The organism is Rhodoblastus sp., from assembly GCF_019449565.1.
Classification (GTDB): domain Bacteria; phylum Pseudomonadota; class Alphaproteobacteria; order Rhizobiales; family Beijerinckiaceae; genus Rhodoblastus.
Map to the genome: position 1 here is coordinate 24,996 of NZ_JAGRPM010000013.1, position 24,713 is coordinate 49,708.

A 24,713-nucleotide genomic window follows, 5' to 3' on the forward strand; every position below is an offset into this window, starting at 1 on the left:
GTGTAAGTAGCTAGGTTAACTGCGTCAATCGAACGATAGAGGACGCAGCATGCAGATCGGCGGCAACAACATACTCATCACCGGCGGCGGTTCGGGCATTGGCCGGGCGCTCGCTCATCGCTGGCGCGATCTCGGCAATCATGTGATTGTCGCCGGCCGGCGGCGCGAGGTCCTGGAAGAGACCATCCGGGGACGCGAGCGGATGAGCGCGGCCGAGGTCGACATCCAGGATCCGGCCTCGATTCAGGCTTTTGCCCGGCGCGTGATCGCGGAAAATCCTGAACTGAATATTCTGGTCAATAATGCGGGGGTGATGCGCTTCGAGGACCTGACCGGCCCGCGGGACCTTCACGACGCCGAGGAGACCATCGTCACAAATTTACTGGGTCCGATCCGCATGGCCGACGCCTTTGTCGATCATCTCAAGACCCGGCCGGGCGCCGCGATCATCAATGTGTCGTCGGGGCTGGCCTTTGTGCCGCTCAAACGCGCGCCGACCTATTCGGCGACAAAGGCGGCCATCCATTCCTATACGGTCGCCTTGCGCGAGCAGCTCAAGGGCCTTGTTGACGTGATCGAAATCGTTCCGCCCGCGGTGCAGACCGATCTGACCCCCGGCCAGGCGACTCGAGACGGCTATATGCCGCTCGAGGCTTTCGCCGATGAAGTCTTCAGTCTGCTTCAACGCCGGCCCACGCCGCCCGAAATTGGCGTGGAGCGCGTTCGGCCTCTTCGTTTCGCCGAGGCGGAGGGACGTTTCGAGGCGACCTTCGCAGCGCTGAGCGCGCACTGACAAAGCGCGGTTCGCGGCGTTACGACGCTTCCGCCGCCGCGAAAGCGAGCAGGACCGCGATTTCCGCGACCTGCTGCGCCGCGCCGGCGACATCGCCGGTCTGGCCGCCAATCTGGGCGCGGGCCAGAGCGCAAAGGCCAAGCACTGCGGTCGCGGCCAGCACGAGCGCCGCGAAGCAGGTCGAGACGCCATAGGCGCCCAGCGCGGGCAGGAAAGCCAGCGGCGGCGCGACCAGGAAGGCCGGGCGCAAGGCCGCGCCCGTATCGGCAGCCGCCCTTCCCGAACCGTCGGCGCGCGCTGGCGGCAGAAGGACCAGCGGGGCCAGACAGGCGCAACGCGAAACGGCGCCAGCGGCGATCAGGACCAGCAAGCCGCTATATGGCGACGGGGCCAGGGCCGCCAGCGCGCTGGCGCGCAGGCTGAAGCTCAGCACCAGCGCGCTCGCGCCAAAGGCGCCGATGCGGCTGTCTTTCATGATTTCGAGCTTTTGCTCGCGGGTGAAGCCGCCGCCAAAACCATCCGCGATATCGGCGAGGCCGTCCTCGTGCATGGCGCCCGTGACAAGCGCGCCAAAGCCAAGCGCGAGCAGGGCGGCGGCGGCCGCCGGCAGGCGCAGCCCCAGCGCGGCGACGAAAACCAGCCCGCCGACGAGGCCCAGCAAGACGCCCGCGAGCGGGGCCAGACGGAGGCTGCGGCGGAAGTCGCCCGATTCCATCGGGCCGGGGATCGGAACGCGGGAGAAAAAGCGCAAGGCGCCGACGAAATCGCTCAGCCAATCCATGTCCGGCCTCAACGATGCAGATTTTTCGCGGCCAACTCATCGAGATAGGCCTGCCATAATGTTTCGCGCCCTGCGCCGAGCGTGAACAAATATTCCCAGGTGAAGAAGCCGCTGTCGTGGCCGTCGTCGAAGATCAAGCGCGCGGCGTAGCGGCCCACCGGTTCGGCGCGCAGGATCCTGACGTTCTTCTTGCCGGAGACGGTAACCTTCTGGTCCGGTGAATGGCCCTGAACCTCGGCGCTCGGGCTGTTGACGCGCAGATATTCCGCTGGAAGCGCATAGGACTCGCCGCTTTCAAAGGCGACATGCAGCGTTTGGCCTTCGTCGGCGAGACGGATCGTCGTCGGCCAATGCGATTCGCTCGTCACCCAAGTTCTCCTTTCGCCGCGCTTGTTGCGCTATGCTCTGTATGCGCCGGAAAAAAAGCATATATAGAGGGAATGAGCCCGAACCTACTCGAAATCCCGTCTCATGCCGCTCGTGCCGCGCCCGCGTCGCGGGCGCTGGTCGATTCTTTCGCCCGGACGATTGATTATATACGGCTTTCCGTCACGGACCGCTGCGACTTTCGCTGCGTCTATTGCATGTCGGAGCATATGAATTTCCTGCCCAAGGCGGATCTTCTGACCCTTGAGGAGCTTGAGCGGCTTTCGGCGGCCTTTGTCGCGCGCGGCGTGCGGAAGATCAGGCTGACGGGCGGCGAGCCGCTGGTGCGGCGCAATGTCATGGAATTGTTTCGCGGCCTGTCGCGCCTGTTCGATCGCGGCCTGCAGGAACTGACGCTCACCACCAACGGCTCCCAGCTCGCGCGCTACGCCACGGAACTCGCGGATTGCGGCGTGCGCCGGGTCAATGTCTCGCTCGATACGCTCGACCCCGCGAAATTCCGCGCGCTCACCCGCTGGGGCGACATCGCGCAGGTTCTGAAGGGCGTCGACGCCGCGCAGCAGGCCGGTCTCAAGGTCAAGCTCAATTGCGTGGCGCTCAAGGGTGGCAATGAGGGCGAGTTTCTGCCTCTGGTCGAATGGGCGCATGGCCGGGGCATGGATGTTTCCTTCATCGAGGCCATGCCGCTCGGCGAAGACGCGGCCTATAATATCGAAAGTCTTTTGCCGCTCGACGCGGTGGCCGCAGCTTTGGCCGAGCGCCTCACGCTCACCCCCTCGACCCATGTCAGCGGCGGGCCGGCGCGCTATTTCGACGTCGCGGAAACGGGAGGCCGCGTCGGCTTCATCACGCCGCTGAGCCAGCATTTTTGCGACAGCTGCAACCGCATCCGCGTCACCTGCACCGGAACGCTCTATACCTGCCTCGGGCAGGAAGACCAGACCGACCTGCGCAGCCCGCTGCGGGCCTCGAAGGATGATTCCGCGCTGCACGCTGCACTCGACGACGCCATGCGCCGCAAGCCGCGCGGCCATGATTTCGTCGCGCAATGGGCTGGCGCGCTCGCTCCCTCTGCGCGACACATGAGCACGACCGGCGGCTGATTTTTTTTTCGCGCGACGTGTAACCATTCGCGGATCGATCCGTATGCCTTGTTGCAGGCCCCAGAGCGCCTGCGCGACGCGCTCCGTTCAGGGCGCGATTCCAGGGAGTTCGATCATGCAGATGAAAATCCTTTCCGGCGCCAGCCTTGCCGCAGCCGCCATCGCCCTCGCCGTTTCCGGCGCCGCCATGACGACGCAGGCGCAGGCCAAGAAGGCGCCGGTCCATTGCATGGGAATCAATTCCTGCAAGGGAACCAGCGCCTGCAAGACCGCCAGCAACGCCTGCAAGGGCCAGAATTCCTGCAAGGGCCAGGGCTTCCTGATCGAGAAATCCGCCGCCGCCTGCACGAAGCTCGGCGGCACGGTCGGCTGATTGCATTTTCGACCTCTCTCCGCGCCGCCCAGGCGCGGGGAGCAAAGGCTTTGCCGCGATGGAGAGCGCAATGACCGAGTGCGAAAAACTGGCTGACCGTGCACAGGGTTTCGGGCTTGGACTGCGGACCGTCTATTATCCCGACATTCTCGAAAGCCCGCAGCCGGTGGACTGGTTCGAGATCATTTCAGAAAATTTCATGGTTCCCGGCGGGCGCCCCCTCGCCATGCTCGACCGCATCCGCGCGGATTATCCGCTTCGCATGCATGGCGTGTCGCTGTCGCTCGCCTCGACCGATCCGCTCGATTTCGACTATCTGCGCGCGCTGAAAAAGCTGATTGCGCGGGTCGAGCCGGAGCTGGTGTCGGATCATCTCGCCTGGACCGGCGCCCATGGCCTGAACCTCCACGACCTTTTGCCGACGCCTTTGACGCAAGAGGCGCTCGATCATTGCGTCGAGCGCGCGGCGCGCGTGCAGGATTTTCTGGGCCGCCGCATCGCGCTGGAAAATCCCTCGACCTATGTTTCCTTCGCCGACGACGAGATGGGCGAGGCGGATTTTCTCGCTGAACTCGCGCGGCGCGCAGATTGCCTGCTGCTGCTCGACGTCAACAACGTCCATGTCTCGGCCTTCAACCACGGCTTCGACGCGAAAAACTATCTCGACCGCATCCCGAAGGAGCGAGTCGCGCAGATCCATGTTGCGGGCCATAGCGATTTGAAGACGCACAAGATCGACACCCATGATCATCCGGTTAGCGATGCGGTCTGGGAGCTTTTTTCCTATGTGCGCGAAAAATTTGGGCCGATTCCGGCGATGATCGAGCGCGACGACCGCTTCCCGCCCTTTTCCGAACTGCTCGACGAACTCGGGTTCATGCGGCGCCTGGCGGAAGCCGGGGAAAGGGTGGCGGCATGAAGCTCGCCGAACTGCAATCGCTGTTTCAGGCGAGCGTACTCGATGCCGAGCCGTCGCCGCACTTGTTGGCCCGGTTGAGGCCGCCGGGGCGCGCGGAGAGCGTCGCGGAGACTTTCGCGGTCTATCACGATGGCTTTCGACTGCGCATGACGGAATTTCTCGCCAATGATTATCCGGTGTTGCGTGCGGCGCTCGGCGAGTTGGCTTTCGGCGCGATGGCCGAAGCCTTTTGGCGCGCGCGGCCCTCGACCTTCCGCAACGCGCGCTGGTTCGGCGCGAGCTTGCCGGCGTTTCTGCGGACGGCGCCCCATTATTGCGCCGATTCCTTCATCTGCGGCGTGGCGGCGCTCGAGGCGGCGTTGGCGAAAAGCTTCGACGCCGAGGATGCTGAGGAGATTCCGATCTCGGCCCTGGCCGCGACCAGGGAAGAGGATTGGCCGCAGCTGCGCCTGGGTTTTCATCCCAGCGTCGTCGTGGTCGAAACCAGCCAGGCCGCGCTCGCCGCCTATGAGGCCGCTCAGACGGGCGAGGCCTCGCTTCAGTCCGGCGGCGCGGTTCGCCTGCTCGTCTGGCGGCGCGATCTGGATGTGAACTATCGCGTGCTGGAGGGCGGCGAAGATATGGCGCTCGTCGCAGCCTTTGACGGCGCGCCTTTTGGCGAAATCTGCTCGCTGCTGGCTTTCGCCAATCCGCAAAAGCCGGCGGAAGAACTCGCGATGGCGGCGGGAAATTATCTCGCCCGCTGGTTTGCCGACGGCATGATCGTGGCGGCCGCGACTGCGCCGGGGTGATTTCGGTTTGATTTGCCGCGATTGAAAAGCCCGCCGCGAGGTTTCGCGGCGGGCTTTGTTTTTAATGGCAGGGCGGTTCGCCAGGGCCGCCGCAATTGGGCCGGCCGGGATGAGGAGGCGCGGCGGGACGGGGCGCGGCAGCGGGAGGCGGAGGCGCGGGATGCGGCGCAGGCGGCGGTGGGGCCGCGCGCGGAGCCTGCGGCGGCGGGGCCGGAGGCGGCGGAGCAACGCGCGGGGGCGGTGGGGCCATGTGAGGCGGGGCCTGCGGAGGTGGCGGAGCCAAATGCGGCGCAGGCGGCGGTGGCGGCGCGACGCGCGGCTGGGGCGGCGGGGCCACGCGCGGGGCCTGCGGCGGCGCGATATGCGGCGCAGGCGCATGGGGCGCCGCTTGAGGCGGCGGTGGCGGGGCGGGCCGGGGGGCGGCCGGCGCGGCTGGACGAGGCGCGACTGGCGCGGGCGCGGCTTGCGGCGCGGGAGTCACATGCGGCGTCGGCGCGGCTGGAGCGGCTGGCGCGGCTGGAGCAGCCGGCGCGGCTGGACGAGGCGGGCGCGCGGCGCCGGGGGCGGCGGGAGCGACCGGAGCTGCGCCGGTCGGCGCGGCGGGGCCGCCGGGACGGGGCAGGGGCGCTCCACCCGGAGCGACGGGAGCGCCCGGGGCTGCGCCGGTTGGAGCGGCGGGGCCGCCGGGATGGGGCAAAGGCGCGCCACCGGGGGCTGCTGGAGCAACCGGGGCTGCGCCGGTTGGAGCGGCGGGACCGCCGGGATGGGGCAAAGGCGCGCCGCCCGGGGCGGCTGGAGCGCCCGGAGCTGCGCCGGTCGGAGCTGCGGGGCCGCCGGGACGGGGCAGGGGCGCTCCGCCCGGGGCGGCGGGAGCGACGGGGGCCGCGCCGGTCGGCGCTGCTGGCGCGGCGGGATGAGGTAAGGGCGCTCCGCCCGGGGCGGCGGGAGCGGTCGGGGCCGCGCCGATCGGCGCCGTTGGCGCGGCGGGACGAGGCAAGGGCGCGCCGCCGGGGGCTGCTGGAGCAACCGGGGCTGCGCCGGTTGGAGCGGCGGGGCCGCCGGGATGGGGCAAGGGCGCTCCGCCCGGGACTGCGGGAGCGCCCGGGGCTGCGCCGGTCGGCGCCACAGGCGCGCCAGGTTGGGGCAGGGGCGCTCCGCCGGGCGCCGCTGGTGCGCCGGGCGCGGCCGGAAGAGCGGGCCGCAGGCCGCCGGGTTGCGGAACCGGCGCTCCGGGCGCGCCAGGAACTGCGCCTCCCGGCGCGGGAGCGCCAGGAACAGGAACGCCCGGCGCCGGGGCCGATCCCGGCGCGACCTGCGCCCGGCGATTGAAATTATTGTAATAATCCTGCGCGGCGGGCACCTGCGTTTGGACGACCGTTGGCGCATGGAACAGGCCCATTTTCGCCGCCACGGCCGCGCCGACGAGCGGCGCGACGACCATCGGCAGCGGCAGCAATCCGGCATGGGGCGGCGGGGGCGGAGGCTCGTCCACGATCATGACCGGAGGCGGCAGATAGCCGATAGGGGGCGGGGGCGCCCAGTCCGGATCGTCAAATACGTAATAGGGGCGGCGGAAATAGACAGCCTCGTCGGGCAAGGGCGGCGGCACGTCGAATTCAACCACGTCGAATTGCTCCGGCGCGGCGAGCGGCGCGCGCAGATAGGCCAACCGCAGGCGCGCGTCCTCGGCGTGGGGACCGCGCGGATAGGCGCGCAGATAGCTCCAATAGGCGTTCGGCGAATTGGCGAGATAGGCCCGCCGCCAGGTGAGCGCCTCGCGGCGCAGCGCCAGCATGGCGCGCACGCGCGGCGCATAGCGCGAGTCCGGATAGGCCGCGAGGAAATCGCGATAGCCCTGGATCGTGTCGCGTTCGAGCGTGGCGGCGAAGGCGTCCTCGACCGGATATTCGCGGATGGGTCGCGCCTGCAACCGTGTATAGGCCTCGGCGGCGACCGGCGGCGGCGCGTCCGGCGCGCGGGCGATCAGAGCGGGAGCGGCGGCGAGCTTCGATTCGTCCCACGGAATGACCGCGCCCTTGGTGACCTCGGAAACGCGCATGCGGGTCTGGGCGAATGCCTCGTCGATCGGCAGGCCGGGCTGGCGCAAGGCTTCGGCCAGCGCCTGGGCGTAGATTCCATAGGCGCCGGTCTCGTTCGGCGCGACCGAGCCGGGCGCGGCGTTGAAGGCGTAAAGCCCGCCCGGGCCGGGTTCGACCAGAGCGAGGCCGCCCGCCAGAGGCTCTCCGGTCTGGGCGAAGGAATTGATCCGCGCGGCGTCGAGCACGACCACGCGCGCCTTGAGCGGCAATTGCGCGAGCGGCTGGAGGTAATCGCTCAGCCGCACCGCCTCAAGCGGAACGTTGGCCGCGCGCGGAATCGCCGCCTCGACGGGGGCGATATAATTCTCGCCGGCATATTGCAGGCCACGACCGGAAATATAAACGAAGGCGATGGCGTCCGGCCCTGCGGCGGCGGCCTTGTCGACGAATTCGCGCAGCGCTTTGCGCAGCCCGTCCTGATCGAGATCGGCGGCGCCGGCGACGTCGAAGCCCGCGCGTTGCAGCGTGTCGGCGATGAGGCCGGCGTCATTGGCGGCGGAAGACAGCGGGCCGGTCTTGTAAGCGGCCTCGCCGACGACCAGCGCGATGCGCGGCGAAACGCCGGGCGCCGGTTGCGCCGAGCCCAAAGGCGCTCGCACAAGGATCGCGCCGATGAAAAACACGCCGGCGGCGATCCGTAACGTCGATTTTTTGGGCCTGAGCCTCATCTTGCTTTTCCTCCGCCACCCGGTCGACCGGTTGCGCGAACAGAATGCGCGCCCGTGGCGAAGTTATGACGCGCCCATGCGGGTGAACGCCAACTGAATGCAACGAGACGGATTCAAAAACGCGAAATTGGTCTCATCGCTGGACGATCACCTTGGCGCCAATGTGGACGCGGTCATAGAGATCGACCACGTCGTTGTTAGTCATGCGGATGCAGCCCGAGGACACCGCCTGGCCGATGGTGTCGGGCTCGTTGGAGCCGTGAATGCGGTAAAGCGTGCCGCCGATATAAATGGCGCGCGCGCCGAGCGGATTTCCGATGCCGCCGGGCATGTGGCGCGGCAGGTCGGGACGGCGGCGGATCATTTGCGCGGGCGGCGTCCAGTCCGGCCACTCGCGCTTGTTGGTGACGTGGTGCACGCCGCCCCATTCGAAGCCGGGACGCCCGACGCCGACGCCATAGCGCAGGGCCCGGCCGTCGCCGAGGACGTAATAGAGCCGGCGCTCGCGCGTCGAGACGACGACGGTGCCGGGCCTCTCGGCGCCGCGATAGGCGACGACCTCGCGCCCGATGGGCGAGGCGAAGGGCCGCCCCTCGCCTTGGCCTGGCTCCCCCGAGAGAAAATCGAAAATAAAGGCGCGGGCCGGCGTCGCGGCTGTCAGCGATAGGCCGGCGAGGAGCAGAAATTTCGCCGCATTGGCGAGGAAAGACGGGCGGGACGGCATGCGCGCTCCTGATCTGCGAAGCTTGTGTGCCCTTTAACGCGGCGAGTCGCGGCAGGGATGCAGCGATTAAGCGCAAAAAGCGGAAAATCTTCAATCGGGAAATAGGTAGTTTCGTCGGGCTGCCGCCTTGACGCGGCGGCGCGGGTTTTCTAAACAGGGCCTCCGACGTCAAGACGTCCGGGCGATTAGCTCAGCGGGAGAGCACACCCTTCACACGGGTGGGGTCATAGGTTCGATCCCTATATCGCCCACCATCGCTTCCCAAGATGCTGATTTAACAACAGTTTCAGCCATAGACGCACAAGGCTTGCGACTCCGGCGGCCCTTTGCAAAACGGGCTTATCTTTAGGGGGTGAGGATAGCCTTCGAAAGGTATCGACTCCGCGTCGCGTGTAAATCGGCGTCGACCTTCATCGGTTCGCATCGGTCGCTCGACTACGCTCAATTGGATGGCTCGCCAGGCCCGCCAAAATGCTTCCGCAGAGGTTACGCCCATGTTTTAATATGGGGACGATATCTGCGATGAACGCGCAATGATCCTTTGCTCCTGCAATATGCTCACCGACCGGGACGTAATGGCGAGCGCCAAGCCCTGTGGGCGCCGCGCTGACCGGGCGCGCGACGTGTTCCACAGCAAGGGCTGCCAGCCCAAATGTGGCCGCTGCATCAAAAACATTCACGCCATGTGCAACCGCGAATGCGCCAAGCTCGCCGTCTCCCTCTCTCCCCCCTACGGGGGCGGGGACTCGCTATCGCCACCGAATGACGCGCGTGCCTTAGACCTTGCCTCGAGCGATCAATCCGCCCGCTCAACTGTTCAGGATTTCGTCCATCCGGACATCAAGGCTGGATTTTAATGCAAGCTGAGAATGTATGCGATAATGTCATCCCGCTGTTTGTCCGCGAGCATGAACATCGGCATCCCCGCATGCGGCGTCGTTAGAGCCACCAATAACGCGGTCCGCGTCATTCCGGGGGTGGCGGCAAGTTTGACGAATGTCGGCGCTTGCGCGTTGGGGGATCGATCCTGTCCGACGACCGTCGCGTGACATTCCGCGCAAACCTGTTGCGCTACGGCGAGGCCTTCCTTTGGCTCGCCTACAGCTTGGGCGTTGGCGCTGCTAACTGCGGCAGCGAGTGTCAGAGCGATTGCAAAACAAGATGTGAACTTCGTCACGGGTTAGCTCCCACCGTTTACGGCACAGAGGCATCGCCGCCAAGCAGCGGATACACTCGGGACACAATCGACCCCAAACAGACCAGTACCACCAGCAGTTTGAGAAGCTGCGCCAGCCGCGCTTCGGTGCAGAATTTATCGATGACCCAGAACAAGATCGCGCCAACGACGACGGTAATCAGGATGCCAATTACAAGCGTGATCACAATGATCTCCTCCTGTCACAGCGGCAATATTTTCAAGACTACCATTGCCCCGGTCTATTGACGAGCTAAGGATTGATCAGAAGCGAAATAGCGTCGAGGCGCGTGACCACGATTAAGGGTGGGTCATCTATCTATTTCGCGTGTGAAGCTGCGGCCAGCGGAATGTGTTGTCCTTGGTTGGACGCCGAAACGAGAATCGAACCGGATGCGCGGTTTCACGACGACATTTCGCGGTTCGTTGATGAAATTGGCGACCGTCTCGTAATTGCCACTTGATGTCTCGGACTGGGTCATAGGAGACGGCGCGCGCCGAAGCGTTTAAAGGAGGAGGGCATCAAGAGCTTTTTCGAAGGCGCAGCGGAGAACGGCGCGCTGCATTAGGGGCCAGCCTCGTCTCCGTGCTATCAAACCGCCGCCCAACTGCTGAGGATTTTGCCGATGCCAGAACCAAAGCTCATCGACTCCCCGCTTTCGCGCACCGTTGAAGAAGACGGTGAGAAGGTCGAAATTTTCATTTATCGTCTCGAAGATGCGGAATGGGCGCTTGAGATTGTCGCCAGCGACGGTTGCTCTACAGTTTGGGAAGAGCCGTTTGCGTCTGATGAAGAAGCCCTCGCCGAAGCATTGAGCGCCATCAAGGACGAAGGCATCAAAAGCTTTTCGGAAGGTGGGGTGGCGAAGAGCGCGATGCATTAGAACGCGACTGGTCGAGCGCCCGCCTTCCAGAATTCCTCGATCTCGGCATTCTCGGTCCAGAGTGGCGATGGCGGGAGATAGGAAGTCGGCAGTAATTTCACTTTCCGGCTGCGGCCCCCGCCGCCCCGACCCTCGCATTCCCTATTCAGCCAAGATCGCCTGGGTCCTGGCATGATCTCCTTGATCCGATAGACGGTCGGTGTGGACCACCCATCGTCTTCGAGATGACTGACGGGCCAGCGATGCGAATGATCCTTATATCGCCGACCATTTTCCCCGGCGACCCATTTCCCATCAGCGTTTTGATCCGGGACGCTCAAGCGCCCAGCGCTCGTCGCCCAAGCATCCCGCGCTCAATAAAACTCCGCCGCAGCCGCGGCCAGTTCGGAGAAATGCGATATGATCCGGTCGGGGCCATATTCGATCACCGGGCGGTCGGTATAGCCGAAATCCACCGCGATGGAGGGCACGCCCGCCGCGCGCGCGGTGGCGATGTCGGTTTTGGAATCGCCGATCATGATGGCGCGGCCGGGCGCGCCGCCGGCGGCCTCGATGGTGCGCAGCAGGGGCGTCGGGTCCGGCTTGGCGACGCCAAAAGTGTCCTGGCCGCAGATGAAAGCGAAGCGGTCGGCGATGCCGAGCTTTTCCAGCAACAGCTTGGCCGGACGCTCGATCTTGTTGGTGCAGACCGCGAAAAAGCCGCCGCGCGCGGCCAGCGCGTCGAGCGCCTCGACCACGCCCGGATAGAGCCGGCTGTCGTCGGCAATGCGCGTTTCATAATGCGCGAGAAACCGCTGAAACATGTCTTCCAGCCGTTGCGGCGACACGGTCTCGTCCTGCGCCGCAAGGGCGCGCACGATCAGGGCGCGCGCTCCGGCGCCGAGCAGAGAGCGGGCGTCGTCCAGCGGCGTGGCGGCGAAGCCCTCCTGAACCATGATGTAATCCAGCGTTCCCATGAGATCGCCGGCCGTATCGGCCAGGGTGCCGTCGAGATCGAACACGTGAAGCATGCTGTCGTACGTCGGGACCATGCAATTTCTCCTGTCGCAAGGCAGGGCTATAATGGCTCAGGCTCGCGATGTCATGGCCAAAGGCTCGCCGGGGGGCCAACATGATAGATTCCTGAGAGGGACAAGGTGATTCGCCCGTCGCGGCGAATGATGGGGAAGGGAAAGACGATGCTGCGTTGGATGCTTCCGCTCTTGCTCGCGACGACGGGCGCCGCGCAGGCCGCGAGTTACGATTTTCTCGCCGCGCCGCAGGTCGATCTCAACCGCGTCTATCGCATCGACAAGGCCACGGGCGAGGTCGGCGCCTGCCAATATGGCCTCAAGGACGGCGGCTCGGTCGGCGTTACGCTCTGCTACCCGCCCGGCGAAGGCGCGGGCGCGCAGCCGCCGAGCGAATATGGCCTGATCGCCTCGCGCCATGAAAAAGAGGGCGGCGTGTTCCGGGTCGACCAGCGCACCGGCGCCATGTCGATCTGTTACGTGCTCAATGAGACCGTAGTCTGCACGCCGCAGGCCAAATGATGGATGCGCTGACGCTTTTTGGCCTGTTCGCGGTCAGCGCCATGCTTATCTTCTATGCGCTGGAGCCGCGCGGGGCGATCTATATTCTGGGCTTCGCCGCTGCTTGCGCGCTCGGGTCGGCCTATGGCTTTCTGCAGGGCGCGTGGCCGTTCGGACTTGTCGAGGGGATCTGGTCCGTGGTGGCGCTGCGGCGTTACCTTCAGGCCCGGAAAGGAGCGGAAAATGCAGCTCAATGATCCGACCCTGCTGAAGACGCAAATGCTGCTCGGCGGCGTTTTTCGCGGCGCGGGCGAGATCGCGATCAGGAACCCCGCCACCGGCGTCTTGCTCGCGCAGGTTCCGAACGGCGGCGCGGCTGAGGCGACCGAGGCGGTCGAGATCGCGGCCCGCGCGCAAAAGATCTGGGCGGCGCTGACCGCCAAGCAGCGCGGCGCGGTGTTGCGAAAATGGTTCGACCTGATCCTCGCCGCGCGCGAGGATCTCGCGCTCATCATGACCAGCGAACAAGGCAAGCCGCTGGCCGAGGCGCGCGGCGAGATCGACTATGCCGCGAGCTTCATCGAATTCTACGCCGAAGAGGCCAAGCGCATCTATGGCGAGACCATTCCCTCGCCCTGGCCGGACGCGCGGATTCTCACCCTGCGCCAGCCGATCGGCGTGATGACGGCGATCACGCCGTGGAATTTCCCCGCTGCCATGATCACGCGCAAATGCGCCCCGGCTCTGGCGGCGGGTTGCGCCTGCGTGGTCAAGCCCGCGCTCGAGACGCCGCTGACGGCGCTGGCTTTGGGAGAACTGGCGGTCCGCGCGGGCCTGCCGCCGGGCGTGCTCAATATCGTCACCGGCGACGCTACGGCGATCGGCAAGGTGTTCTGCGAACATCCGGCGGTGCGCTTCGTCGGCTTCACCGGATCGACGCCGGTTGGCAAGCTGTTGATGCGGCAGGCGGCTTCGGGCGTTAAGAAGGTCGGGCTGGAGCTGGGCGGCAATGCGCCCTTCATCGTGTTCGAGGACGCCGATCTCGACGCGGCGGTCGCGGGCGCGATGGTGTCGAAATACCGCAATATGGGCCAGACTTGCGTCTGCGCCAATCGGATTTATGTGCAGGAAGGCGTCTACGACGCCTTCGCGGCGAAGCTGGCCGAGGCGGTGAGCAGGCTGAAGGTCGGCGACGGCGTGGCGGAGGGCGTGCAGCAGGGGCCGCTGATCACGCTCAAGGCGCTCGACAAGGTCGAAGCTCATATCGCCGATGCGCTGTCCAAGGGCGCGCGGGTCCTGATCGGCGGCCATCGGCATGAGCTTGGCGGCAATTTCTTCCAGCCGACGGTGCTGGCCGATGTGACCGCTGAAATGGCCGTCGCGCGGGAAGAAACCTTCGGGCCGGTCGCGCCTCTGTTCCGTTTCAAGGACGAGGCGGATGTGATCGCACAGGCCAACGCCACCCAATATGGCCTCGCCGCCTATTTCTATGCGCGCGATCTCGGCCGGGTCTTCCGCGTCGCGGAGGCGCTGGAATATGGCATGGTCGCGGTCAATTCCGGCATCCTCTCAACCGAAGTCGCGCCCTTCGGCGGCGTGAAGGAGTCGGGCGTCGGCCGCGAGGGTTCACGCCACGGGATCGAGGAATTCGTCGAGATCAAATATGTGCTGCTGGGGGGGCTGGGGGCATGAGCGCCGGATGGCATTATGCCGAGAACGGGAGCGTGATCGGTCCGGTGAGCGCCGCCGAAATCCGCAAGCGTATCCTTCTGACGACCGGCCTGCCGCATTTCGTCTGGAAGGCGGGAATGCCGGATTGGGTCGAGGCGCGGAACGTCGCGGAATTCGCGCATATCTTCGCGGTGGACGCGGTCTCGCCGCGCGATGGCGCCGCTGGCTGGAAACGAGTTGTGGTTTCGCCGGCCAAGCGCGCGGAGCTGGCGCGACGCGCGCGGCATGAGCTCTATGAATTCCTGGCGATTGCGGCCTATCTCTGGGTCTGTTTCGGCGCGCTTGTCCTCTATAAGGCGACTGTATTGCGCAGCGTTGGGGTCGAATTCGCGCCCATTGGCCTGGCGGTCGTCAAGGCGCTGATTTCGGCCAAGTTCATCATGCTGCTTGAGGCTCTCAAGCTTGGCGGGCGCGGGAAGCGCGAGGGCGTCCCCTTCGCGGCGATTTTGCGAAAATCATCCGTCTTCACCGTTTTCCTGATCGTTCTGACAGTGATCGAGGAATTGATAGTCGGCCATCTGCACGGCAAGGAGCGCGGCGAGATTCTGGCGGAAATGGCTGGCGGGACGTTGCCGCAGGCTCTGAGCGTCGGCCTGTTGATCTTCCTGATCATGATCCCTTATTTCGCCTATCGGGAATCGGGCGTCAGCCTCTGGAAGGCCTCCGAAAGCTGAGCCATGCCGGAACCGCGTCCGCTTAAACAATCGCGTCCGCTCACACGATCTTCGTGCGCACCTCGCCCACGTCCGCGATTTCGCCGACCAGGACATCGCCCCGCTCCAACGGACCGACGCCCGACGGCGTGCCCGTAAAAATCAGGTCGCCCGGCGCCAAAGCGACATAGGTCGAGAGCGCGGCGATGATTTCGGGCACGGACCAGATCAGGTCGGAAAGATCGCCGTCCTGGGTCACTTTTCCATTGACCTTGAGAACAATGCGTCCGGCCTTGGGGTGGCCGATCTGCGCCGCCGGCTGGATGAGGCCGAGCGGGGCGGAAAAGTCGAAGCCCTTGCTCATGTCCCAGGGCTTGCGGTTTTCGCGCGCCTGCGCCTGAAGATCGCGCCGCGTCAGGTCGAGTCCGGCGGCATAGCCGAAGATATGCGCGAGCGCCTCGTCGGCGGGAATTTGCGCGCCGCCGGTCCCGATCGCGACGACCAGCTCGATCTCGTGGTGGAGATTATGGGTCAGGCTGGGGTAGGGCGCATCGGCTCCGTCGATGACGAGCGAATCCGCGGGCTTGGTGAAGAAGAATGGCGGCTCGCGCGTCGGGTCTCCTCCCATTTCGCGGGCATGGGCGGCATAGTTCTGGCCGACGCAGAAAATGCGCCGCACCGGAAACAGTTTTTCGCCCGCGACTGGGGCCGCGGCCCGTGGCGGCGCGGCAAAGACATATTCGCTCATGTTTTCCTCCGAGGAATCATTCGGCCGGTTGCGGGACCGGCTCGGCCGGCGCCTCGACGATCGGCAGGTTGAGCAGGGCCGAGATCACCCCCAGCGCGATGGAGAGCAGCCAGACCGGCTGATAGGTCCCGAAACTTTCACGAAACCAGCCGCCGAGCAACACGCCAAGAAAGCCTCCGACCTGATGCGAGAAAAAGGCGAAACCGTAAAGCATCGACATGTTTCGCGCGCCGAACATCTGGCCGATCAGCGAGGAGGTCGGCGGCACGGTCGATAGCCAGAGCAGTCCAGTGACGGCGCCGAACAGCAGCGCGGACGTCGGGCTGGGAGGCAGGGCGATGAAGATGGCGGTGGCCACGGCGCGGGAGAGATAGATCGCCGAGAGGATGAATCGGCGCGGGATCCACATGCCGAGCCAGCCCGACAGCAGCGAGCCGAAAATATTGAAGGCGCCGACGAGCGCGATGGCCCAATAGCCGACCACCGGCGAGAGGCCGCTTTCCACGATATAGCGCTGGAAATGGACGGTGATGAAGGCGAGCTGAAAGCCGCAGGTGAAGAAGCCGAGCACCAGCAGCACATAGGAGTTATGCTTCAAGGCATGGCGGAAGGTCGCGCCCTGGCTTGCCTGCGGCGTGAAGGCGGCGGGCGGGCTGGCCAGGGCTAGCGACAGCGGCACGATCGGCAGGATCAGGGCCGCGAAAGCCAGGGACGCGCCTTCCCAGCCGAAACGCTCGATCAGCGCGCCGGCGAGCGGCGAAAACAGGAACTGGCCGAACGAGCCTGCGGCCGTCGCGGCGCCGAAGGCGTAGCTCAGCCGCTCGGGAGGCAGCAGCTTGGCGAAGGAGCCCAGCACCAGATTGAACGAGGCGCCGGAAAGGCCAAAGCCGATCAGTACGCCGGCGCCGAGTTCGAAGCCCAGCGACGAATTGGCCTGGGCCATCAGGGCGAGCCCGGCGGCATAGAGCAAGGCGCCCGCGATCAGCACATATTTCGAGCCATAGCGGTCGGCGAGCGCGCCGGCGAAGGGCTGGCCGACGCCCCACAGCAGGTTCTGAGCGGCGAGCGCGAAGGAGAAGGCCTCAGTTCCCCAGGGGCGCGAGGCGAATACCGGCAGCTGGAAGGCGCCCATCACCGAGCGCGGGCCAAAGGAGAGCATGGCGACGAGACAGCCCGCCAGCACGATGGCGACCGCCGACAGTCCGGATGATTTGCTTTGCGCCCCAGCCTGGCTCAACTTTAACGCTCCATCTTGGCGTCCTGCGCCGCGCTTCCTGTCGGAAAACTAGCATGACGCGCGCGAGCCGTCCTTGTGGCCATGCAAGTGGGTCTCGGCGGATTTGTCGAGCATTTGCCTCAGCCAAAAGGTCATAGAACAGTCGCGGCTCTGGAGTGATATGTCTTTCCCGCCCGAGGATTCTCATGCGCCTGCTCAGCCTGATTTTCGCCCCGCGCCATTTCGCTTTGCTTCTCAGCGCCCTGTTTTTCGTCTGGGCGCTCGCCGCCATGGCGCTTCACCCGGAGCGCGCCCATCTGCTGGCGATTCCGCTGGCGATCTTCGGCGGCCTGACCGTGGTCGGATTGGGCGATCTGTTCCAGAAGCGCCATTCGGTGCTGCGCAATTATCCGATCCTCGCCCATCTGCGCTTCATCCTCGAAGAGATCCGCCCCGAGATGCGGCAATATTTCTTCGAGAGCGAGACCGACGGCGCGCCCTTCAGTCGCGACCGCCGCGCGGTGGTCTATCAACGCGCCAAGATGCAGCTCGACAAGCGGCCGTTCGGCACGCAATTGTCGGTCTATTCCGACGGCTTCGAATGGATGCTGCATTCGCTCAGCCCCCGGCCGATGGCGACCGAGCCTTTCCGCATCACGATCGGCGGCCCGGGTTGCCGGCAGCCCTATTCGGCCTCGGTGCTCAACATTTCCGCGATGAGCTTCGGCGCCCTCAGCGCCAACGCCATCCGGGCGCTCAACGGCGGCGCCAAGAGGGGCGGCTTCGCCCATGACACCGGCGAGGGCGGCTTCTCGCCCTATCACGCCGAAAATGGCGGCGACGTGATCTGGGAGATCGGCTCCGGCTATTTCGGCTGCCGCACGCCGGCGGGCCGCTTCTCGCCGGAGAAATTCGCCGAGGCCGCGCGCAATCCGCAGATCAGGATGATCGAGATCAAGCTGAGCCAAGGCGCCAAGCCCGGCCATGGCGGCGTGCTGCCGGCGGCCAAGGTCACGCCGGAAATTTCGGCCATTCGCGGCGTGCCCATGGGTCAGGACTGCATTTCGCCGCCCGGCCACAGCGCCTTTTCGACGCCGCTGGAGCTGATGGCCTTCATCAGCCAGCTGCGGGAGCTTTCCGGCGGCAAGCCGGTGGGGATCAAATTCTGCCTTGGCCAGCCGGTGGAGTTCCTTGCGATCTGCAAGGCGATGCTGGAGAGCGGGACGGGGCCCGATTTCATCGTGGTGGACGGCAAGGAAGGCGGCACCGGCGCCGCCCCCATGGAATTCATGGATCATCTCGGCACGCCGATGCGCGAGGGGCTGACCTTCGTGCATGACGCGCTGGTCGGCGCCGGCCTGCGCGGCAAGGTCAAGATAGGCAGTTCCGGCAAGATCCTCACCGCCTTCGACATGGCGCGCGCCATGGCGCTCGGCGCCGATTGGTGCAACAGCGCGCGCGGCTTCATGTTCGCGCTTGGATGCATCCAGTCGCTGTCCTGCCACACGGACGCCTGCCCCACGGGCGTGGCGACGCAGGACGCCTGGCGTGGACGCGCCATCCATGTCCCGGACAAGACCGAGCGCGTCGCCAATTTCCATCGCGCGACCCTGCATTGCCTCGCGGAGCTGACGGCCGCGGCGGGTCTGGACCATCCGCGCCAGTTCGAGCTGGATCTATTCCGCCGACGCATTTCCGAAAGCACGGTGGTCAGCTTCGCCGATCTCTATCCGCCACTGGAAGAGGGCGAGCTGCTGCGCGGCGCGCGCGATCAACGTCTCGCGGCGCTCTGGGCCAGGGCCAGCGCGCATTATTTCTCGCCGCCGCGCACGGTTTCGTAAATCAGCGTTTTTCGCGCAGGGCCGAGGCGATCCGGGGATCGAGCGGCGGTTCTGTCGCCAGGGGTTTGGGCGGCGGCGCGCGATAGAGGCGATCGAGATTGCGCTGCAGGAACCCCATGGCGGCGTTCTTGAGCACTGCGGCCGCCACGAGCGTCAGGGCGGAGCCTGCGCCGGCGACGATCAGCATGAGATTGAAGCGCATCGGCCCTGTCGTGTCGTGAAACGCCGGAAGGCGCTCGCCGACGAAATGCAGCGCGAGGCAGATTCCGGCAATTCCGACCACGCCATTCAGCGCCTTGCCGAAGCCGCGCTCGCGCAGAACGAAGTCGGTCAGGGTGCCGAAAAAGAGAGCGTAGCCAATGAGGCTATAGGCGAACAGGTCGCGGCGGTCGCCGGTCACGTCGCGAAAGCCGATCCAGTCCACCAGATTGTCGACGATCGGCAGCGATGAGCCCTCGCCAAAACCGCGCGCCAGCGCCGGATCGCCGCTCAGGGCGGCCAGCGCCGCGCCCGCGAGCAAGGGCGCGAGGGGCAAGGACGCGAAGGGCAAGGACGCGAGGGGAAGGAGCGATCTTTTCTGCATGTCCGCGTCTCTTTTGCGCCGGCATTTGGCGCAGTGCGCGATTTTATCGGTCGCGCCTTGAGACTTCGTAAAAAGAAAGGGGAGGTTTTGGCCGGCTCCCCTTTTTTGCGTCACATATTGGGATAATTCGGTCCGCCGCCGCCTTCGGGGGTGGTCCATGTGATGTTCTGGGCGGGGTCCTTGATGTCGCAGGTTTTGCAATGGACGCAATTCTGCGCGTTGATGACGAAGCGCGGGTCCTTCTTCGCCGCCTCGTCGCCATAGAGCACTTCATAGACGCCCGCCGGGCAATAGAGCCGCGCCGGCTCGCCATAGACGGGAAGATTCACCGAGGTCGGGATTGACGGGTCCGCCAGCTTCAGGTGGACCGGCTGGTCTTCCTCGTGATTGGTGTTGGACATGAACACCGACGACAGCTTGTCGAAGGAGATGACGCCGTCAGGCTTGGGATAGACGATCGGCTTGACCGCGCTCAGCGGCTTGAGCGTGGCGTAATCCGGCTTGCCGTGCTTCAGCGTGCCGAACAAGGTCAGGCCAAGCGTGTTGTTGAGCCACATGTCGACGCCGCCGAGCGGAATGCCGAGGAAGGTGCCGAGCTTCGACCACAGGGGCTTGACGTTGCGCACGTTCTTGAGGTCGGCGCCGATCGGCCCGGAGCGCCAACCGGCCTCATAATCGGCCAGTTCGTCATGGCCGCGGCCCGCTGCGAGCGCCCTGGCCGCCGCTTCCGCCGCCTCCATTCCCGACAGCACCGCATTATGCGAGCCTTTTATGCGCGGGACATTCATAAATCCGGCCGAGCAGCCAATCAGCGCGCCGCCGGGGAAGGCAAGTTTCGGTACGGATTGCCAGCCGCCTTCAGTGAGCGCGCGGGCGCCATAGGCCAGCCGCTTGCCGCCCTCAAAGGTCTCGCGCACCATCGGATGGGTCTTGAAGCGCTGGAACTCGTCGAAGGGCGACAGCGTCGGGTTCTTGTAGTTCAGATGGATCACGAAGCCGACGACGACCTGGTTGTCCTCGATATGATAGAGGAAGGAGCCGCCGCCAGTGTCCGACGAAAGCGGCCAGCCGAAGGAATGCTGCACCAGGCCCGGCTGGTGTTTGGCCGGATCGATCCGCCACAGCTCCTTGATTCCGATGCCGTATTTTTGCGGCTCGCGGTCGGCGTCGAGACCGAATTTGGCGATGATCTCTTTGCTGAGCGACCCGCGCGCACCCTCGGCGAACAGCGTGTACTTGCCGCGCAATTCCATGCCGCGCGTAAAGGAGTCCTTGGGCTGGCCGTCGCGACCGACGCCCATGTCGCCGGTGGCGATGCCGAGCACTTCGCCCTTGTCGCTATAAAGCACTTCCGTCGCGGCGAAGCCGGGATAGATTTCGACGCCGAGTTCTTCGGCCTTGGCGCCGAGGAAGCGGCAGACATTGCCGAGCGAGCCGACGAAATTGCCGTGATTGTTCATCAGCGGCGGCATGACGAAATTGGGCAGGCGGATTCCGCCGGACGGGCCGAGGTAATAGAAGCGGTCTTCCGTCACCTGCACCTTCAGCGGACAGTCGGCGTCCTCGCGCCAGCCCGGCAGCAGCTTGTCGAGGCCGATGGGATCGATCACGGCGCCGGACAGGATATGGGCGCCGACTTCCGAGCCCTTTTCGACCACCACAACCGAAAGCTCCGGATTGACCTGCTTCAGGCGGATCGCAGCCGAAAGACCCGAGGGGCCCGCGCCAACGATCACAACGTCATAATCCATCGCCTCGCGGGGATCTAACTCGACTTCGCTCATCTGAGTCTCCAGAACGGCGCCGGATCCGCGCTCCGGCAAAACTGTGCTTGCATTCTTCTTAACGCGCCTGTCGGCGCTGTCCACAGGGCAAACGGCAAATATCGTCAAATAGTTTATATATGAACTATTGCGATGGCAAGCGCTGAAAGTTACAAGGGACGATGATCGACGCCAGCGCCATGGATCGGGGGACATTAGCCGCAGTTTTGCGCTGGTATGCCGATATGGGCGTGGACTGCGCCCTTGGCGAGGCGCCGGTCGATCGTTTCGCGCTCTCGCTCCGGCCGGCGCCGGAGCCGGTCGCGGCGATTGAAGCGGAAGCAGCTTTGCCGCCCGAGGCGAGCGATTTTGCGCCCTTCGAAGCCGCCCGGCGTCCCACGCCGGCGGCTCCGCCCTCGGCGCGCGCGCCTGTCGTTCCTCCTCCGCCGCGTCCTTCGTTTGCGCCTGCCGCCGCGCTGTCCCATGATTCCGCCGCCGCCAGCGCGCGGGAACAGGCGGAGAGCGCCCAAAGCCTCGAAGAATTGCGCGAGAGGCTCGCGGCCTTCGACGGTTGCGCTTTGAAGAACTCGGCGACGCAATTGGTCTTCGCCGATGGCGCGCCGGACGCCCGAATCATGATCGTGGGCGAGGGGCCGGGTGCGGACGAGGATCGCATCGGCCGTCCCTTCGTCGGACGCGCGGGGCAATTGCTGGACAAGATGCTGGCGGCCATCGGCCTTGACCGAACCAAGGTCTATATCGCCAATGTCGTGCCATGGCGGCCACCCGGCAACCGCGCGCCGACCCCGCAGGAACTGGCTTTGTGCCTGCCCTTCATTCGCCGCCAGATCGAGCTGGTCGCGCCGGATTTCCTTGTCCCGCTCGGCGCCTCGGCGGCCCAGACCCTGCTCGGCGAAAAAGAGGGGATCATGCGGCTGCGCGGTCATTGGCGCGACTATCCTTGTGGCGACAAGGTCATCCGCGCTCTGCCGATGCTGCACCCCGCCTATCTTTTGCGCGCGCCCATGAAAAAGGCGCAGGCCTGGCGCGATCTCCGCGCGCTGAAGCACGCGCTCGACAAGGCGGGCCTTAGCTGATGGCGGCCCATTTTGAACTGGAGGCCGAACTGATCCGGCAGGGGCTCTGGCCTGTGGCGGGAATTGACGAGGTCGGGCGCGGCCCGCTCGCCGGTCCGGTCTGCGTCTCGGCGGTCATTCTCGACGCCGACAATCCGATCGAGGGCCTCGATGATTCCAAGAAACTTTCGCAACAGCGGCGCGAGGCGCTTTACGAAGAGATTCTTTTGCGCGCGCTTGCGGTCTCGGTAACGTTGGCGCCGGCGGCGGAGATCGACGCGCTGAACATTCGGGGCGCGACCCTGGCCTGCATGAGCCGCGCCGCGCGCGGACTCGCGGTCGCGCCGCGTTTCGCGCTGGTCGATGGCCGCGACCTGCCGTCCTTGCCCTGTCCGGCGCGGGCCGTCATCAAAGGCGACGCGATCAGCATGTCGATCGCCGCCGCCTCGATCGTCGCCAAGGTCACGCGCGACCGCCTGATGGCGCGTCTCGACGCGCTGAATCCGGGCTATGGCTTCGCGAGTCACGCCGGCTATCCGACGCCAGCGCATTTTGAGGCGCTGACGACGCTCGGACCTTGCCCGGACCATCGGCGCTCCTATGCCCCGGTGCGGGCGGCGGCGAAAGATGAGAGCCGTTAATCCGGGCGCGACAGCCGCTTCAACCGGCGTCAGGCGGTTTTTGCTGCGCACAAAACCCGGGCTAGCGCCATCAGCGGGAAGTAATGGCAATAGAGGCCGTAGCGCAGCATGAAGGCGCGCGACAGCTCCGGCCCCTGCTGCAGTCGTTCCGAGAGTAGCGGATCGTTCAGCTTGATGGTCTGGCCGACGCCATAGCCGGGGAAGCCGGTTCCCGTGAACTCCGGCTCAGGCCAGGTTCCCTCGCTCTGGCGCTCGATCAGGAATTGGCAGCCGCGGGCGATCGCGTCCTGATCCTGCGGGCGATTGGCGGCGACAAGCCCCATCAAGGCCCAGGCGGTCTGCGAGGCGGTGGCGGTCCCGCGTCCGGCGCTCTCCGCCTGCATATAGGAGGCGCAGCTTTCGCCCCAGCCGCCGTGATTCTGCTGGCGGGATTTTAGCCAGTCGCAGGCGCGGCCGATCGCGGACTGACCCATGTCCTCGCCAGCGGCGGCGAGCGCCGGCAGCACTGCGCCGATCCCATAGATATAATTGACGCCCCAGCGCCCGAACCACGAACCGTCCGGCTCTTGCTGCGTCCACAGGAAGGCCAAGGCGCGGGCCATGGTGGGATGGTGGCGGGAAATGCCGAGCCGGGCGAAGGCTTCGACGACATGGGCGGTGACGTCCACCGAGGGTGGGTCGAGCGCCTCGCCGAAGTCGCAGAAGGGAATCTTGGTCAGCAGCTGATTGACGTTGTCCTTGTCGAAGGCGCCCCAGCCGCCGCTTTGACTCTGCATGGCGATGAGCCAGTCCACGCCGCGCTGCAGCGCCTCCTCGATTCCCTGCGCCCGCCATTTCGGGTCGTCGCGGAAGGGCGCGAGCGCGATCAGCGCGACGGCGGTGTCGTCGACATCGGGATAGGAATTATTGGCGTATTCAAAGGCCCAGCCGCCCGGCTTCACGCCCGGCAGCTTCACCGACCAGTCGCCCGGAACCAGAACCTGCCGCTTCAGGACCCAGTCGACCGCCTTTTCCACCGCCTCGGTGTGCGGGTCCGGCGTGCCCGCGTCGTCGAAGGCGAGCAGGACGAGGATGGTGTCCCAGACGGGGCTGTTGGTCGCCTGGATGAAGGTTGCGTCGCCTATATCGACGCGCCAGCCGGGATCGTTGAGGCAACCCAGCCCCTTGGCCATCACGGGATGGTCGAGCGCATAGCCCTCCACATGCAGGGCCATCAGGCTGTAGATCCAGGGCGGCTGGATGCCGCCCCAGCCGCCGTCGGAATCCTGATGGCGGATGATCCATTCCAGCACATGGCGGACCGCGGCGCCGCGCCACAGGCTCAGGCCATGCTTGTGGCCGAACTCCTGCAAGCCATGCAAGACCTTGTCGGTCTTGCGAAAGAACAGGTCCCAGCCCCCGGCGTTCTTCTTGGGCGGCAGGTCGAAGTCGAAATTCTCGCGTCCGCCGGGAAAGAGCGCGTCGAGACGGCGCTCCGGCGGCAGGGGACGGCTTGGCCGGCGCGCCGACAGCACGGCGATCGGCATCAACGTCGCCCGCGCCCATTGCGCGAAATGATAGATGTTGAACGGGAACCACAGCGGGAGCCAGATCACCTCGGGCGGCAGGTTGGGCGTCTTTCCCCACGGCCATTCGCCGATCAGGGCCAGCCAGTAGCGGGTGAAGACGCGCACATTGCGCAAGCCGCCCTTGGTCTCGATCCATTTTTGCGCCTTGACCAGAGCCGGATGGTCCTCCCGATAGCCGGAGACGCGCAGGGCCGCATAGGCCTCGACGGTGGTGTTGATGTCGCCGTTGGGCGCGGCGTGATAGATCTCCCAGGCGCCGTCCGCGCGCTGCGTGTCGAGCAGCGACTGCGCCAGTCGCGCGCAGAGCGGGTGGTCGTCCAGTCCCAGGAACCACAGGCAAAGGCGCCATTGCGCCTCCATGCAGCCGTTGGATTCCGCGCGGCCGACCCAATGGCCGTCGGGCTTCTGGCGCGCGATCAGCCAATCGATCGCGGCTTGCGCGCTTGAGCGCAGCGCGGCGCGGAAATTGTCCGACGCTCCGGCGCGCGAAGGCTGTTCGATATCATAAGTCGTCACGAAATATTTCCCGGCCTTGATGGCGCCAAGGGGCGTCCGCGGCGTTGAGCTTAAAAGTCATTCCCGGCGCCAATTCTTTAAAGACGGCGCGCGGCAAAGCCAAGCCGTTTGCGCGCGACAGCGCCGGCGCAAACGGGGTCATGCGCGCC

The 24,713-nt window shown here is 65.7% G+C and carries 25 protein-coding genes and 1 tRNA gene; 14 read left to right on the forward strand and 12 right to left on the reverse strand.

All coding sequences use genetic code 11. The features are described 5' to 3' along the window. Nucleotides 1-49 precede the first annotated feature (49 nt). Nucleotides 50-793, forward strand: a complete 744-nt coding sequence (locus QZ409_RS02825; RefSeq protein ID WP_296706900.1) for an SDR family oxidoreductase — start codon at nt 50-52, stop codon at nt 791-793. A 19-nt stretch (nt 794-812) separates the two neighbouring features. On the opposite strand, the gene cobS is transcribed toward QZ409_RS02825, so the two are convergent. Together cobS and QZ409_RS02835 are read right to left on the reverse strand one after the other, a co-directional pair. Next, nucleotides 813-1,574 (reverse strand): adenosylcobinamide-GDP ribazoletransferase, encoded by a 762-nt coding sequence (gene cobS, locus QZ409_RS02830; protein WP_296706902.1) that lies wholly within the window; start codon nt 1,572-1,574, stop codon nt 813-815. Nucleotides 1,575-1,582: 8 nt separating this feature from the next. Beyond that, the gene (locus QZ409_RS02835; RefSeq protein ID WP_296706904.1) at nt 1,583-1,942 is read right to left on the reverse strand and encodes a DUF971 domain-containing protein; all 360 of its coding nucleotides are present in this window, start codon (nt 1,940-1,942) and stop codon (nt 1,583-1,585) included. Nucleotides 1,943-2,014: 72 nt separating this feature from the next. Here QZ409_RS02835 and moaA point away from each other — a divergent pair, with 72 nt between their 5' ends. The 4 genes from moaA to QZ409_RS02855 all read left to right on the forward strand — a co-directional run bounded on the left by moaA (nt 2,015) and on the right by QZ409_RS02855 (nt 5,147). Further along, complete coding sequence (moaA, locus tag QZ409_RS02840) at nt 2,015-3,064, forward strand: GTP 3',8-cyclase MoaA (protein ID WP_296706906.1); 1,050 nt, start codon at nt 2,015-2,017, stop codon at nt 3,062-3,064. 115 nt (nt 3,065-3,179) lie between these two features. Next, nucleotides 3,180-3,437, forward strand: a complete 258-nt coding sequence (locus QZ409_RS02845) for a hypothetical protein (RefSeq protein WP_296706908.1) — start codon at nt 3,180-3,182, stop codon at nt 3,435-3,437. 70 nt (nt 3,438-3,507) lie between these two features. Then, entirely contained in the window at nt 3,508-4,356 is an 849-nt protein-coding gene (locus QZ409_RS02850) for a DUF692 domain-containing protein (protein WP_296706910.1), read from the forward strand. Continuing rightward, nucleotides 4,353-5,147 carry a DNA-binding domain-containing protein gene (locus tag QZ409_RS02855; protein WP_296706911.1) on the forward strand — a complete coding sequence of 265 codons (795 nt, stop codon included), beginning with the start codon at nt 4,353-4,355 and terminating at the stop codon, nt 5,145-5,147. Before QZ409_RS02850 ends, QZ409_RS02855 begins: the two co-directional genes overlap by 4 nt. Before the next feature lie 61 nt (nt 5,148-5,208). On the opposite strand, the gene QZ409_RS02860 is transcribed toward QZ409_RS02855, so the two are convergent. Next, nucleotides 5,209-7,914, reverse strand: coding sequence for a caspase family protein (locus QZ409_RS02860; RefSeq protein WP_296706912.1), 2,706 nt, complete (start codon nt 7,912-7,914; stop codon nt 5,209-5,211). 133 nt (nt 7,915-8,047) lie between these two features. Further along, complete coding sequence (locus QZ409_RS02865; protein ID WP_296706914.1) at nt 8,048-8,638, reverse strand: L,D-transpeptidase; 591 nt, start codon at nt 8,636-8,638, stop codon at nt 8,048-8,050. 179 nt (nt 8,639-8,817) lie between these two features. Between QZ409_RS02865 and QZ409_RS02870 the strand changes: the two genes are divergently transcribed. Next, nucleotides 8,818-8,892, forward strand: a tRNA-Val gene (locus tag QZ409_RS02870). A gap of 599 nt (nt 8,893-9,491) precedes the next feature. Here the strand turns inward: QZ409_RS02870 and QZ409_RS02875 are convergent. Together QZ409_RS02875 and QZ409_RS02880 are read right to left on the reverse strand one after the other, a co-directional pair. After that, a complete protein-coding gene (locus tag QZ409_RS02875) occupies nt 9,492-9,815 on the reverse strand; it encodes a cytochrome c (protein WP_296706916.1) in 324 nt (107 codons plus the stop codon). Between the two features lie 17 nt (nt 9,816-9,832). Then, complete coding sequence (locus tag QZ409_RS02880; protein WP_296706918.1) at nt 9,833-10,021, reverse strand: hypothetical protein; 189 nt, start codon at nt 10,019-10,021, stop codon at nt 9,833-9,835. A 438-nt stretch (nt 10,022-10,459) separates the two neighbouring features. Here QZ409_RS02880 and QZ409_RS02885 point away from each other — a divergent pair, with 438 nt between their 5' ends. Continuing rightward, entirely contained in the window at nt 10,460-10,717 is a 258-nt protein-coding gene (locus tag QZ409_RS02885; protein ID WP_296706920.1) for a hypothetical protein, read from the forward strand. A gap of 353 nt (nt 10,718-11,070) precedes the next feature. Here the strand turns inward: QZ409_RS02885 and QZ409_RS02890 are convergent, their stop codons facing one another. Continuing rightward, complete coding sequence (locus QZ409_RS02890) at nt 11,071-11,748, reverse strand: HAD family hydrolase (RefSeq protein WP_296706921.1); 678 nt, start codon at nt 11,746-11,748, stop codon at nt 11,071-11,073. Nucleotides 11,749-11,895: 147 nt separating this feature from the next. On the opposite strand from QZ409_RS02890, the gene QZ409_RS02895 reads away from it, so the two are divergent. From QZ409_RS02895 to QZ409_RS02910, 4 genes are read left to right on the forward strand one after another with little or no spacing between them, the layout of a single operon-like run. Further along, the gene (locus QZ409_RS02895; protein ID WP_296706923.1) at nt 11,896-12,249 is read left to right on the forward strand and encodes a hypothetical protein; all 354 of its coding nucleotides are present in this window, start codon (nt 11,896-11,898) and stop codon (nt 12,247-12,249) included. Next, a complete protein-coding gene (locus QZ409_RS02900) occupies nt 12,249-12,485 on the forward strand; it encodes a hypothetical protein (RefSeq protein ID WP_296707134.1) in 237 nt (78 codons plus the stop codon). Before QZ409_RS02895 ends, QZ409_RS02900 begins: the two co-directional genes overlap by 1 nt. Continuing rightward, nucleotides 12,472-13,920, forward strand: coding sequence for an NAD-dependent succinate-semialdehyde dehydrogenase (locus QZ409_RS02905; RefSeq protein WP_296706925.1), 1,449 nt, complete (start codon nt 12,472-12,474; stop codon nt 13,918-13,920). The genes QZ409_RS02900 and QZ409_RS02905 overlap by 14 nt, the downstream gene beginning before the upstream one ends. Further along, the gene (locus tag QZ409_RS02910) at nt 13,917-14,633 is read left to right on the forward strand and encodes a DUF4339 domain-containing protein (RefSeq protein WP_296706927.1); all 717 of its coding nucleotides are present in this window, start codon (nt 13,917-13,919) and stop codon (nt 14,631-14,633) included. Before QZ409_RS02905 ends, QZ409_RS02910 begins: the two co-directional genes overlap by 4 nt. A gap of 40 nt (nt 14,634-14,673) precedes the next feature. Here QZ409_RS02910 and QZ409_RS02915 read toward each other — a convergent pair whose 3' ends face one another. Next, complete coding sequence (locus QZ409_RS02915; RefSeq protein ID WP_296706929.1) at nt 14,674-15,360, reverse strand: fumarylacetoacetate hydrolase family protein; 687 nt, start codon at nt 15,358-15,360, stop codon at nt 14,674-14,676. A gap of 16 nt (nt 15,361-15,376) precedes the next feature. Beyond that, nucleotides 15,377-16,597, reverse strand: a complete 1,221-nt coding sequence (locus QZ409_RS02920) for an MFS transporter (protein WP_296706931.1) — start codon at nt 16,595-16,597, stop codon at nt 15,377-15,379. 185 nt (nt 16,598-16,782) lie between these two features. On the opposite strand from QZ409_RS02920, the gene QZ409_RS02925 reads away from it, so the two are divergent. Then, entirely contained in the window at nt 16,783-18,417 is a 1,635-nt protein-coding gene (locus tag QZ409_RS02925; protein ID WP_296706932.1) for an FMN-binding glutamate synthase family protein, read from the forward strand. A 1-nt stretch (nt 18,418) separates the two neighbouring features. Here the strand turns inward: QZ409_RS02925 and QZ409_RS02930 are convergent, their stop codons facing one another. Together QZ409_RS02930 and QZ409_RS02935 are read right to left on the reverse strand one after the other, a co-directional pair. Beyond that, a complete protein-coding gene (locus tag QZ409_RS02930) occupies nt 18,419-19,000 on the reverse strand; it encodes a hypothetical protein (RefSeq protein ID WP_296706934.1) in 582 nt (193 codons plus the stop codon). A gap of 110 nt (nt 19,001-19,110) precedes the next feature. Beyond that, nucleotides 19,111-20,784, reverse strand: a complete 1,674-nt coding sequence (locus tag QZ409_RS02935; RefSeq protein ID WP_296706935.1) for an electron transfer flavoprotein-ubiquinone oxidoreductase — start codon at nt 20,782-20,784, stop codon at nt 19,111-19,113. A gap of 161 nt (nt 20,785-20,945) precedes the next feature. Here QZ409_RS02935 and QZ409_RS02940 point away from each other — a divergent pair, with 161 nt between their 5' ends. Together QZ409_RS02940 and QZ409_RS02945 are read left to right on the forward strand one after the other, a co-directional pair. Then, on the forward strand, nt 20,946-21,860 hold the full coding sequence (locus QZ409_RS02940; protein WP_296706937.1) for a uracil-DNA glycosylase: 915 nt from the start codon (nt 20,946-20,948) through the stop codon (nt 21,858-21,860). Beyond that, nucleotides 21,860-22,480 (forward strand): ribonuclease HII, encoded by a 621-nt coding sequence (locus tag QZ409_RS02945; protein ID WP_296706939.1) that lies wholly within the window; start codon nt 21,860-21,862, stop codon nt 22,478-22,480. The genes QZ409_RS02940 and QZ409_RS02945 overlap by 1 nt, the downstream gene beginning before the upstream one ends. A gap of 29 nt (nt 22,481-22,509) precedes the next feature. On the opposite strand, the gene shc is transcribed toward QZ409_RS02945, so the two are convergent. After that, nucleotides 22,510-24,564 (reverse strand): squalene--hopene cyclase, encoded by a 2,055-nt coding sequence (shc, locus tag QZ409_RS02950; protein ID WP_296706941.1) that lies wholly within the window; start codon nt 24,562-24,564, stop codon nt 22,510-22,512. Nucleotides 24,565-24,713: the final 149 nt, after the last annotated feature.